Annotated in this window: 12 protein-coding genes and 1 tRNA gene; 2 read left to right on the forward strand and 11 right to left on the reverse strand. The window is 62.8% G+C overall.

The window, feature by feature from the left end; translation table 11 throughout:
* Positions 1 to 25: 25 nt before the first annotated feature.
* From GJB56_RS18575 to GJB56_RS18585, 3 genes are read right to left on the reverse strand one after another with little or no spacing between them, the layout of a single operon-like run.
* A complete protein-coding gene (locus tag GJB56_RS18575) occupies positions 26 to 652 on the reverse strand; it encodes a LutC/YkgG family protein (RefSeq protein ID WP_113682614.1) in 627 nt (208 codons plus the stop codon).
* On the reverse strand, positions 649 to 2,169 hold the full coding sequence (locus tag GJB56_RS18580) for a LutB/LldF family L-lactate oxidation iron-sulfur protein (RefSeq protein WP_113682615.1): 1,521 nt from the start codon (positions 2,167 to 2,169) through the stop codon (positions 649 to 651). The genes GJB56_RS18575 and GJB56_RS18580 overlap by 4 nt, the downstream gene beginning before the upstream one ends.
* Positions 2,166 to 2,915, reverse strand: coding sequence for a (Fe-S)-binding protein (locus GJB56_RS18585; RefSeq protein ID WP_113682616.1), 750 nt, complete (start codon positions 2,913 to 2,915; stop codon positions 2,166 to 2,168). The genes GJB56_RS18580 and GJB56_RS18585 overlap by 4 nt, the downstream gene beginning before the upstream one ends.
* 98 nt (positions 2,916 to 3,013) lie before the next feature.
* Here GJB56_RS18585 and GJB56_RS18590 point away from each other — a divergent pair, with 98 nt between their 5' ends.
* Entirely contained in the window at positions 3,014 to 3,724 is a 711-nt protein-coding gene (locus GJB56_RS18590) for a FadR/GntR family transcriptional regulator (RefSeq protein WP_029256358.1), read from the forward strand.
* 53 nt (positions 3,725 to 3,777) lie between these two features.
* Positions 3,778 to 3,851, forward strand: a tRNA-Met gene (locus GJB56_RS18595).
* Positions 3,852 to 3,948: 97 nt separating this feature from the next.
* On the opposite strand, the gene GJB56_RS18600 is transcribed toward GJB56_RS18595, so the two are convergent.
* From GJB56_RS18600 to GJB56_RS18635, 8 genes are read right to left on the reverse strand one after another with little or no spacing between them, the layout of a single operon-like run.
* Positions 3,949 to 4,575, reverse strand: a complete 627-nt coding sequence (locus GJB56_RS18600; protein WP_113682617.1) for a TenA family protein — start codon at positions 4,573 to 4,575, stop codon at positions 3,949 to 3,951.
* Positions 4,572 to 5,324, reverse strand: coding sequence for a glutamine amidotransferase (locus GJB56_RS18605; protein WP_113682618.1), 753 nt, complete (start codon positions 5,322 to 5,324; stop codon positions 4,572 to 4,574). The genes GJB56_RS18600 and GJB56_RS18605 overlap by 4 nt, the downstream gene beginning before the upstream one ends.
* Entirely contained in the window at positions 5,317 to 6,408 is a 1,092-nt protein-coding gene (locus GJB56_RS18610) for a phosphotriesterase family protein (RefSeq protein WP_230091008.1), read from the reverse strand. The genes GJB56_RS18605 and GJB56_RS18610 overlap by 8 nt, the downstream gene beginning before the upstream one ends.
* The gene (locus tag GJB56_RS18615) at positions 6,363 to 7,406 is read right to left on the reverse strand and encodes an ABC transporter permease (RefSeq protein ID WP_003939698.1); all 1,044 of its coding nucleotides are present in this window, start codon (positions 7,404 to 7,406) and stop codon (positions 6,363 to 6,365) included. The genes GJB56_RS18610 and GJB56_RS18615 overlap by 46 nt, the downstream gene beginning before the upstream one ends.
* The gene (locus GJB56_RS18620) at positions 7,403 to 8,173 is read right to left on the reverse strand and encodes an ATP-binding cassette domain-containing protein (RefSeq protein WP_003939830.1); all 771 of its coding nucleotides are present in this window, start codon (positions 8,171 to 8,173) and stop codon (positions 7,403 to 7,405) included. The genes GJB56_RS18615 and GJB56_RS18620 overlap by 4 nt, the downstream gene beginning before the upstream one ends.
* A 2-nt stretch (positions 8,174 to 8,175) precedes the next feature.
* On the reverse strand, positions 8,176 to 9,183 hold the full coding sequence (locus tag GJB56_RS18625; RefSeq protein ID WP_019745494.1) for a substrate-binding domain-containing protein: 1,008 nt from the start codon (positions 9,181 to 9,183) through the stop codon (positions 8,176 to 8,178).
* The gene (locus GJB56_RS18630) at positions 9,180 to 10,079 is read right to left on the reverse strand and encodes a carbohydrate kinase family protein (protein ID WP_046379367.1); all 900 of its coding nucleotides are present in this window, start codon (positions 10,077 to 10,079) and stop codon (positions 9,180 to 9,182) included. The genes GJB56_RS18625 and GJB56_RS18630 overlap by 4 nt, the downstream gene beginning before the upstream one ends.
* A 2-nt stretch (positions 10,080 to 10,081) precedes the next feature.
* Entirely contained in the window at positions 10,082 to 10,924 is an 843-nt protein-coding gene (locus GJB56_RS18635) for a BtpA/SgcQ family protein (protein ID WP_029256362.1), read from the reverse strand.
* Positions 10,925 to 10,932 lie beyond the last annotated feature (8 nt).

Raw genomic sequence — 10,932 nt, forward strand, 5'->3', positions numbered from 1 at the left:
CCCCTGAGTTCCCGCTCGGCGGGAATCAGCCATCCACGATCACGACGTGCAGATTTCGCGGACCGTGTACACCTTCGACGCGTTCGAGTTCGATGTCGGAGGTTGCCGACGGGCCGCTGATCATGGTGGTGGGACGCTGCGGCGTCAGCCGCGCAATCGCCTCCGGCACTCCCACTTCCACACTGCTGCGATACACGACGCAGATGTGTGTGTCCGGTACCAGAGTCAACGCACGACGTCCCTGCTCCGGACCGGCGTCGAGGAAGATGGTGCCGGTCTCGGCGCACGCTACCTTCGAGCCGGTGACAACGGCGTCGAGGTTCTCGAGTTCGGGAGCCGGTACGTCCGGGCTGTCCACCACCAGCGTTCCGTCGAACCCGGCTACCCATGATCGGTCGAGGCCGGCGGGGATCCCCAGAGTGTTTAGTCCGCGCTGTCTCAGTATTCCGGCGACGGCATCGGCGATTTCTGTTGCAGCGCAATGGTGAACGTGCGCCTTGTAGTCCTCGAGGCGGTCGACGAACAAATCGATGAGCTCCCCGTCTGGCATGGTTCTGCCCGTCCGGTAGTTTCGCGGTATCTCGCCTTCACCGGCGGGCGCCAAGGTGATGGCATCACGAATGCGTCCGAGCACCACGTCACGTGAATTCATCTGTCTGCCTCCCCGTCACGACGAGCCTCGTCCAATGCCTCGCGGCCTTCGTCGGAGTCCCACCAGGATCGGAAGGTCTGCTTGGGCGGTGCGGGAATGTCTCTGGCAGCTGTCCAACCGTTCAGTGGAGGTGGCAATGTGGAGATCTTCCCCTTCTTGCCGGCCACGACGCGTCCGAGCCCGGCAGCTTTCTGAGCCAGCGTCCACCTGCCCTCGGTCGACATCGCCAGAGATGCGGCTTTCATCGCCAAAGACTCTGCCGTGACACCGGATTGCTCGACCTTCTGGTGCCGCAATTCGACCAGCAGCGACGGGATGTCGATCTTGACCGGGCAGGCGTCGAAGCACGCACCGCACAGACTCGAGGCAAAAGGAAGAGTCGAATTCGGATCGTCTTTGCCATGCATGCCCGCGAGCTGCGGAGTCAGTACCGCGCCGATCGGTCCCGGATAGGTCGATCCGTAGGCGTGGCCACCGGTGCGCTCGTAGACAGGGCACACGTTCAGGCACGCCGAGCACCGTATGCAGCTCAGGGCTTCCCGCCCGATCTTGTCGGCAAGCGCGGCGGTCCGGCCGTTGTCGAGGAGGACCAGGTGAAATTCCTGTGGACCGTCGTCAGGCGTCACGCCGGTCCACAGGGAGGTGTACGGGTTCATCCGCTCCCCCGTCGACGACCGCGGCAACAGTTGAAGGAAGACCTCCAGATCCTGATAGGTCGGCAGAATCTTCTCGATGCCCATGACGGTGATCAGTGTTTTCGGCAGCGTCAGGCACATTCGCCCGTTGCCCTCCGACTCCACGACGGTCAGAGTGCCCGTGTCCGCGATGCCGAAATTGGCGCCGGAGACGGCGACGGGCGTCGTCATGAACTTGTGGCGCAGAAACTTTCGTGCAGCTGCGGCAAGTTCGGCCGGGTTCTCCCCGAGGTTCGGATCGACATCTGGCATCTCACGCAGGAATATCTCGCGAATCTCTGACCTGTTGCGATGGATCGCAGGAACCAGGATGTGCGACGGTTTGTCGTGGCCGAGCTGGACGATCAATTCCGCGAGATCGGTCTCGTAGGCGATAATTCCCTTGGTTTCGAGATGCTCGTTGAGACCGATCTCCTGCGTTGCCATCGACTTGACCTTGATGACCTCGTCGGAGCCGGTGGCTTTGACAAGCTCGGTCACAATGGCGTTGGCCTCGTTGGCATCCGCTGCCCAATGCACCTGCCCACCGCGAGCGATTACTGCAGCTTCGAACTGTTCGAGCAGTTCCGGCAACCGCGCCATGACGTCGGCCTTGATCGCCGAACCCGCATCCCGCAGCTCCTCCCAATCGGGGAGCTCTCCAGTTACGTTGATGCGCTTGGCACGGATGGTATGCGTTGCCTTGCCGATATTGCGTCGCAGTTGCGCGTTGGCCAGCTCGTGATGTGCTGCGACAGGGAACTTCTCAGTACCTCGCAGGAACCCTGCACCTTCGGGTGACCTCGGCGGAAAGCTGGGCAGACCCAGCGTCACAGCGCTCATGCGTGCACCCGGCTTTCCACCGATGCCAGAATCTCCGCGAGGTGAATGGTCTTGGCGCCCATCTGCAGTCGTGACATCCCACCGCCGATGTGCATGAGACAGGACGAATCTCCGGCGCTGCAGAACTCTGCGCCGGTGTCGGCCACACGGCGAATCTTGTCAGCCAACATGGCCGTCGACGTCTCGGCGTTCTTGATGGCAAACGTGCCGCCGAAGCCGCAGCAGGAATCTGCTTCCGGGAGTTCGACCAGATCGATGTCGCGGACGTTGCGCAGCAACTGAAGTGGCTTGTCTCCCACTCTCAACATGCGCAGTGAGTGACAGGTCGGGTGATAGGTGACCCGGTGCGGGAAGTACGCGCCCACATCGGTGACACCGAGAACGTCCACGAGGAATTCCGAAAGCTCGTACGTCTTTGCCTTCACGGTCTGCACCTGCCCACACAGCGACGCGGTGCCGTAGCGCTCGGCGACGATCTCGTGTTGATGACGGATCGAACCGACGCACGATCCCGATGGTGCGACAACGGCGTCGATCGACGCATCACCGAAAGTATCGGCGTAGTTCGCGACCAGCGGCAGCGCTCCGGGCTGGTAGCCGGTGTTGACGTGCATCTGCCCGCAGCAAGTCTGCCCGGACGGAAACACGACGTCGTGCCCGAGACGGGCGAGCAGGAGGGCGGTGGCCTTGACGGCGTCGGGAAACATCGTGTCCCCGATGCAGGTGGCGAACAGCGCTACTCGCATGTGGTTCCCCGCAATCTGTCGGTGTGGTCTGACCACAGTAATACATCCCTGGACAGGCCACCCCGTAAACGGCGTCCACCCGGTTATGCTCTTGCCTCATGCCGACCGAGCCGAGCCCGCGAGCGTGGGAACAAGTACTGAGCCACCTCGAACGTCGGCTCGTTTCAGGCGAGGTGTCTCCTGGCCAGCGCCTGCCGGGAGAGAGAATTCTGGCAGCAGAGTTGGGCGTCGGACGGTCATCGGTCCGAGAAGCGTTGCGGGTCATGGAAGCACTCGGCCTCCTCAAGGCGCAGACTGGCTCCGGCCCGACGTCCGGCGCGATGATCGTGGCCAAACCGACCGGCGGCATGACCATGCTGATGCGGATGCAGGTTGCAGCACAAGGATTTCCGGTCTCGGATGTGGTGAAGACACGACTCGTTCTCGAATCCGAGGTGATGCAGTCCCTGGCATCGCGGACCCCGACGCCCGACCTCAGCACGGCCGTCGAACTGCTCGACTCGATGGATGACGTAGATCTGTCGGCCGAGGAATTCCTACTACTCGACGCGCAATTCCACGTGGCGCTCGCCGACGCGGCGGGCAATCAGGTGATCGCAGCCATGATGACCGGCCTACGAGAGTCCATCGAGGCCTACGTTCTCGCGGGCGTGCAGATCGACAGCTGGCCGAGCACCTGCATGCGACTGCGTCACGAACACCGAGGATTGGTCGATGCGGTCAACGCGGGCGACGGCGAACTCGCACGTCAGCGCATAGTCGGACACATCCGCGGTTACTACTCGGAAAGCGCGCACTCCAGCCGGTGACAGGGGGTGGTAATTGCACCCCCAGAAGTCGTGTACTGTTGGTTTCACACCGACGCGGGGTGGAGCAGCTCGGTAGCTCGCTGGGCTCATAACCCAGAGGTCGCAGGTTCAAATCCTGTCCCCGCTACAAAGAAGAGGCCCGTAGGTTGCGAAAGCGACCTACGGGCCTTTTGCTGTGCGCCTTTATTAACCGCCGGGGGTTAATAAAGGCGCACAGCAGTAGCTCACACCGCCACGTTGTGAAAATCGATCTCTGCGGCCAGCATGCCGGAGAACCACCGATCCAGGTCCTCGTCGGTGACGGACTCGGGCATGGCGTCCACCTCGCACGCCAGCACCGCCACCTGAGATACGAACGGGGGAGCGACATGCATGTCTACCCAGTCCTGCAACGCTGGTTCGCGCTCTACGTTCACTGCCGCCGCCTCCCGGCACCACGACAGATACAGGGTTTCCGCGGCGTACATGCCCACCAGGGCCGCCGCCCTGCCCTCTTCGCGAGCGAGGGTCAAGGCATGCGTCGACAGCACAGACGACTCCTCGACCAGAGCCGCTGCGTCCCCCGCGTACGGGAAGCGGGAACGCAACTGCGCGAAATACTCGCGCTGTTCGCCCACCAGGTTCGACATCGACGTCACGTGGTCGAACGCGTCGTCGAGCGTCGGGGATTCGGCGACCACCAACCCCAACACCTTGACGGCCGTCAGTACGAATGCCTCTTCGATCACGAGGTACCGGCGGAATCCCTCATCACTCAACGTCCCGCCGATGGTGTCCTCGATGAATGGAACCGCCCGCGCGGCAGCGAGATTACTCTGCTGCCGCGCGAGCAGGTCTGAGGAGCGACTCATTCGCCGGCGACCCAACTGATCAAGCCGTCGAACAGGTCGGTGTACCCAGGCCACTGCTCACAGAACTCCGGCGGAGCCCAGTGCGGCGAGCAGTCCGAGGTGAAGACGATCGACCGTCCGGCGCCGTATTCACCGGCAGCGACAAGCGGATCGCCGTTGATGGTGGCGGGAACCACGGCACCGTCCTTCGCGACGACGCGGTTGTATCCCAGGAGCGCCGGCCAGGTATCCCCGGCACCACCGAGAGCCGGGTGAGCAGCATCGACGACGGTGGGAACGATCCCGGCCGGTGTCTCGACGCGATCGTCTTCGGCCAGCATCGTCACGGGTAGTACCTCGGCGATCGCGGTCTGGCGGAAAGCTGCTCGCGCTTGGAACCCGGAGAACGAGAGGTAGCCACCGATCATCATCAGTGAGCCGCCGGCGTTCACCCAGTCACGAAGCGCGACAAGGCGATCCTCCCCGGCGCGGAACTGGTCGAAGACACCGGGAGCCAGCTGCAGCGAGTTCGCTCCGATGTCGGAGAGAACGACGACGTCGAACTGGGACAACGCTTCTGCGGTACCGGGGAACTGCGTCGGCACCAGGTGTGCGGGCATGTGTGTCACGTCGTGGCCACGTGAGGTGAGCGCATCCCGAAGCGGACCGACTCCCTCGACGTAGGAATGGACACTGAACTCGTCGACGCCCTTGACGTGCGTCGACGTCGTCATCCAGCTCTCGCCGGCGATCAGTACTCGTTTACCCATGACTGCTTCTGTTTCCTTTCGCGGCCTGCTCGAAGAGCGACCTCGGGTTGTCTCGCATCAGTGCGGACGCTTGCTGGGGATCTACGCCTGCGCGCACCAACCGGGCGGCGAAGACGAGTGGTACGTAGGAGAATCCGTTTCCGCCGTGCTTTCTGAGCATTGATTTGAGGAAGAGGTCGTGACTGAGCAGGAGCTGTGATGCGTGACCGGAGGTGACCAATCCGGCTACCGCAGTGGCTGTTTCCGCCGGATGCGGCGAAAGACCCTCGCCGGGGAAATCGAAAGGCATCCCGATCATGTCGAACTCGAGAAAGACACCGCGGTCGGCGAGCGATCGTTGGTAGTCGGCGTCGTGTCCGGACGGGTCCATGTGGCACAGGACCACTGCTTGCGGATCGACGCCCATCTCGTCGACCACGATGTCGACGACGTGATGTCCGACGCGCTGCCATCCCGGAAGGTGGACGAACAGGGGCACGTCCACCTCGCGCTGGGCGATGCATGCCGCCCTCAAGGCTTTCGCCTCGTTCTGAGTGAAGAGCGGGGAGACTCCGATCTCCCCGATCACGCCAGGAGCCAATTCCTTTGCCGGATCGAACTCCTCGACGAGCGAACCGGCCAGATCGTCGACGCCGAGTTCGTGGACCTCGACCGGATGGGTCGTCTCGAGGTACCACCCTGAACCCATGATCACTCGCACGTCTGACTTTCGCGAGAACTCCGCCAACTTCTCCGGTGCCCGGCCCAGTCCCGGCGGTGTCAGATCAACGATCGTCCGACCACCGAGGTGGGCGAAGTCCACAAGGTCTTCCACCACGGCCGCTGCGTCGTCGACTCGACAATTGTCGAGACTGTAATACGGATTGTCGTGAAGAAGCCAGGCATCCTCGGCGCGTACCGGACCGGCCAACCGCTGTGCCACAACCGGATCCGGGGCCTCGGTGTACGCACCGGTGACGTCGTTGTGCAGATGTTCGTGTGGGAGAACCAGTCCGAGTTCCGAACTGTCCACAGTTCCCGTGACAGTACGAACCTTGCTCATGAGCGTGCAGGCCCCGAGGGTGCGGACTGCAGGTGTCGCCACAGCGCGCTCAGGGTGTGTCCCCGCATGTTGATCCAGATGGCCAGGAGCAGAACGACACCGGTGATGATCGGTGTCAAGAACGGGCTCACACCGAGCAGGGTCAGTCCGTTGGCGATGATTCCGGTCAGGACAGCGCCGATGACGGTACCGATCACGGTGCCGCGACCGCCGAAGAGGTTGGTACCACCGAGAACCACCGCGGTGATCACCGTGAGCTCGAATCCCGTTGCGGAGTTGGCCGAACCCGAGCCCAGTCGAGCCGCGATCAGCAGTCCCGCGATACCGGCAGCCAAGCCGGTGAAGACGAGCGTCATCATGAGCACACGACGCGTGTTGACGCCGGACCGTCGCACGGATTCGACGTTGGATCCGATACCGGTGACGTAGCGCCCGAAGCGCATGCGGTTGAGCGCAATTGCTCCGATGACCACGACTACGAGAGCAATCCAGGCGCTGGCGGAGAACCCGAGGAACTCAGCAGTTCCGAGCTTCGCGAAGTAAGTGTCGGCCGGAACCGGAACGGAGAATCCTTCGGTCCGATACAGCGCGATACCGCGAATGACGGACATCGTCGCCAGAGTCACGATGAACGGCGGAATGCCCTGATAGGCAGCGAGCCATCCGTTGACCAGGCCCCAGGCCGCACCCATCACCGGGGCGGCGACGAAGACCAGGGACGAATCGACGCCGGCCTGGATAAGCTCGGCACTCATCGCCGCGACGAACGCGACGATCGCACCGACGGACAGGTCGATCTGACCTGCCGTGATCACGAAAGTCATCGCCACCGCGATGATCAGAACCGGAGCGATCTGGGTTGCCAGGTTCGACAGGTTCGTGAATGTCAGGAACGACGACGTGGTCGCCGAGAAGACGGCTGCGACAGCAACTGTCACCGCCAGCATCGCGAGGGTGGGCTTGTTGACGCTGTCCCACAAAGAGGGTTTCGCGGCGAGCTTGCGCTCGATCGGCGCCTGGGTCTTCTCGAGAGTGGTCATGCCGTGGCTCCCTGTGTTGCTGCCGATGTCCGTTGCGGCACCGGAGTTCGAGTGATGAGTCCGACGAGGGACTCGATGTTCAGGTCGCCGATCGGAACGTCGTCGACGCTCTGCCCCTCGTACATGACCGTGATTCGGTCACATACGCGGAACAGGTCCTGCAGGCGGTGTGTCACGAGAATGACGCCCACTCCGGCCGCTGCGACGTCCGTGATCAGCTTGAGCACCGACTCGACCTCGGCGACGGCAAGCGCTGCGGTGGGCTCGTCGAGGATCAGTACGTCTGGCCGAAAGGAAACAGCGCGGGCGATCGCGACGGTTTGCCGCTGCCCGCCGGACAGTTGCCCGATCTCCTGGTAGGTCGACTTCACCTTGACATGAAGGTCGGCGAGAATGTGAGCCGCCTTCTCGTGCATGGCATGCCGGTCGAGGAATGGACCTTTTCGCGGTTCTCTGCCGAGGAACAGGTTGCTCGCGACATCGAGCGTGTCGCACAGCGCCAGGTCCTGGTAGACGATGCCGATCTTCTTCTGCTGCGCGTCGAGCGGCGTCGAGAAGCGCACTGGTTCACCGTTGACGCGCATTTCGCCGCCGTCGTGCTGGACGGCGCCCGCGAGGATCTTCATCAGGGTGGACTTGCCGGCGCCGTTGTCGCCGACGACTCCGAGTACTTCACCCTTCGCCAGCCGAAGGTCAACTCCTTGAAGGGACTTCACCGGTCCGTACGACTTGGTGATGCCCGAGAGTTCGATCAGTGGAGGTGCCATGATTACTTCTCCAAGTAGTACATGTAGTCGGCTACGTTCTCCGGGGTCACGATCTGGGTGGGGACGGGGATGTTCGCCGGAGCGCCGCGACCACAAGCCAGGTCGATTGCCGAATTCATTGCCTCGTGGCCGAATTCGAAGGTGTTCTGCTGGACCACGCCTTTAAGCCAACCGGCTTTGAGTCCGCCTACCGCCTGATCCGAAAGATCCCAACCGACTGCTTCGATGCGATCCTGCGCCTTCTGACTGTTGACCGCCGCAACGAGTCCGATCAAAGCCGGCTCACCGGTTGCGTAGACGTACTTCATGTCGCCACCGCCGGTCAGCAGGTTCTCCGCTGCGGTCTGTGCGTTCTCCTGAATGTTACGTCCGTCCACGACGGTGCCGACGGTCATTCCGCGGCCGGTCACGGTCTCCGTGAAGCCCTTCTGCCGCTCCAACTGGACAGTGCTGTTGAGCGCGCCGACGATACCGACCGTTCCGGTGTTGTTCGCGACGTCGGCCAAGGTGTTTCCGATCTTGGCACCGCCCTCGGCATTGGCCGTACCGACCTGAGTCGACAGCGCCGGATCGTCGATGGTCGCGTCGACCGCGACGACGGGGATGCCCGCGTTCTTGGCCTTGACCACCGACGGCTTGATTCCGTCCGTGTCGATTGCATCGACGATGATCGCGTCGACTCCGGCGGCGATCAGATTGTCGAAGGCGTTGGCCTGCGCCACGGAATCGTCGTTGCCACTGATGATCTGCAGGTCGACACCTGCCTTGTCCGCGACGTTCTTGGCGGCATTGTTGATCTGGTTGAAGTACAGCGCCTGAAGGTTGATGGTCACCAGACCGACCTTGAGCTTGCCGTTCGTCCCGTCGCAGCTTTCGGCGACTCGGGTCGGCTGCGGGATGGACGAGCCACCCGATGCGTCCTTCGAGTCACTCGACGAAGCCGAGTCACAAGCGGTGAGCGTGAGCGCGACTGCAGCTCCCAGCGCCAGAGGCAATGCACGTTTCATCATCGAGTCTCCAAAAGGGTGTGAGGGGTCAATGTTGCTGTGAAGCTGTCCAATTCATCTCGGGTGGGGCATCCGCGGGGTCCGGCAGTGGCGCAAGCCAAGGCAGCCGAGGCTCCCGCGAGTCGTGCAGCGTCCACCGGTGAGCGCCCGGCGTCGACAAAAGCGATGTACGTACCGCCGAAGCAATCACCGGCCCCGACGGCATCGACGACGTCGACCACTACTGCCGGTTCGCTCGTCACCTCGCCGTCCGGTGTGGCCAGTGTCCAACCTCGCGAGCCGTCGGTCACCAGCAGGTGTGTGTTGTGCTCGGCGGCCAGTGCCTGCCACTGATCGAAACCGATCCCGAACTCGCCTTCCCACAGGGCACGCCCTACGACGACGTGGTCAGCGAGCGCGAATGCGCGCAGTGCCGCGGCTTTGTTTTCACAACCGTCCAGATCGATTACCAGACTTACGCTTCCCGGCAATCCCTCTGGCAGGAAGCCCGCACGGTATCCGTCGAGGAACAGCCGTCCACCACCGGCAGCAGCCAATCGGGTGATGACAACTCCGATTCGTTCGGCATCGTTCGGGTCGTCTTGACTGATGATGGAGCGATCGCCGTCCTGCGCGATGAGTACAACTGCCGTTGACAGGAACGCATCTCGCGGCGACCAACTGGTGTCGACGCCGTCAGCCTCGAGGGCTTCGAGAAACTCGGTGGATCGCGCGTCCGGGCCCACGGCACCGGCAAAGATCACCTGCGCGCCCATTCGGGCTGCGGATACCGCAGCATTTGCATTCATTCCACCGTCGATCTGACTGATGGCCGTTGCCTGCACGCGCTCTCCGAGCACCGGAACATGTGGAACATGTACCGTCACATCGTTGTTGGCGTATCCGCAAAAGACAATCATGGTTACTTTCCTGCGGCCCGGGACACTTCGCGGACCTTCTCGCCTGCGACCCGTCCCCACCAGCGTCCATTGTCCTTCACCGAGGATGCAACTATGGCGCCGTCGCATTCCTTCATCAGCGCTGCGACATTGGCAGCCGTGATGCCGGATCCGATGATCACGGGAAGAACGGTGTTGTCTCGGATCACGGAAACCTCGTCGACCGAAGCGGCGTCACCGGTGCGCGAACCGGTCGCGATCAGGACATCTGCGTCGAAGAACTCGGCGTCTTCGGTCTGTTCCGCGACGGTGCGGTCCGCAACAATGGCATGCGCACCATGCTTGACGTGCACGTCAGCGAAGATCCGGACCGGGTCGGCGCCGATGCGATGGCGGAAGCGCGTCGTCTTGGCCGCCTGACCCTCGATGAAGCCCTCATTGGCGATGTAGGCATTGGCCCACTGATTGACGCGCACAAAACTCGCGCCTGCCGCCCACGCCGCGGCCACTCCGCACTCGCCGGCGTTGGACAAGATGCTGACGCCGACGGCCTTGCCGAACTCACCGACCACCGCTGCCGTGATGACTCCCATGCTGGCGGCGGTTTCGTATCCGTGTTCACCGGGCTTGAGGAACGGTATGTCCCAGTGATTTTCGACGATCACACCGTCGAAACCGTTGTCGACGTACGCGTGCGCTTCCTCCACAGCGAAGCGAGCAATTTCCGAAACCGGCTGCCCGGTGTAGTGCGGGCTGCCCGGCAGAGCAGGGAGGTGGATGGCCCCGATGAGAGAAGGCGTGCCGGTGAACATCTCTGCCAACGCCGAGGGCTTGGGCGGAAAGACTCCGAGCGGTGATGCGGTCACTTCAGCTA

It is taken from the genome of Rhodococcus sp. AQ5-07 (assembly GCF_009707305.1).
GTDB classification, from domain to species: Bacteria; Actinomycetota; Actinomycetes; order Mycobacteriales; family Mycobacteriaceae; genus Rhodococcus_F; species Rhodococcus_F erythropolis.

Excerpts from the sequence above, each read along its gene's own strand:
- GJB56_RS18575 (WP_113682614.1), bottom strand. The coding sequence starts at position 652 with ATGAATTCACGTGACGTGGTGCTCGGACGCATTCGTGATGCCATCACC.
- GJB56_RS18580 (WP_113682615.1), bottom strand. The coding sequence starts at position 2,169 with ATGAGCGCTGTGACGCTGGGTCTGCCCAGCTTTCCGCCGAGGTCACCC.
- GJB56_RS18585 (WP_113682616.1), bottom strand. The coding sequence starts at position 2,915 with ATGCGAGTAGCGCTGTTCGCCACCTGCATCGGGGACACGATGTTTCCC.
- GJB56_RS18590 (WP_029256358.1), top strand. The coding sequence starts at position 3,014 with ATGCCGACCGAGCCGAGCCCGCGAGCGTGGGAACAAGTACTGAGCCAC.
- GJB56_RS18600 (WP_113682617.1), bottom strand. The coding sequence starts at position 4,575 with ATGAGTCGCTCCTCAGACCTGCTCGCGCGGCAGCAGAGTAATCTCGCT.
- GJB56_RS18605 (WP_113682618.1), bottom strand. The coding sequence starts at position 5,324 with ATGGGTAAACGAGTACTGATCGCCGGCGAGAGCTGGATGACGACGTCG.
- GJB56_RS18615 (WP_003939698.1), bottom strand. The coding sequence starts at position 7,406 with ATGACCACTCTCGAGAAGACCCAGGCGCCGATCGAGCGCAAGCTCGCC.
- GJB56_RS18620 (WP_003939830.1), bottom strand. The coding sequence starts at position 8,173 with ATGGCACCTCCACTGATCGAACTCTCGGGCATCACCAAGTCGTACGGA.
- GJB56_RS18625 (WP_019745494.1), bottom strand. The coding sequence starts at position 9,183 with ATGATGAAACGTGCATTGCCTCTGGCGCTGGGAGCTGCAGTCGCGCTC.
- GJB56_RS18630 (WP_046379367.1), bottom strand. The coding sequence starts at position 10,079 with ATGATTGTCTTTTGCGGATACGCCAACAACGATGTGACGGTACATGTT.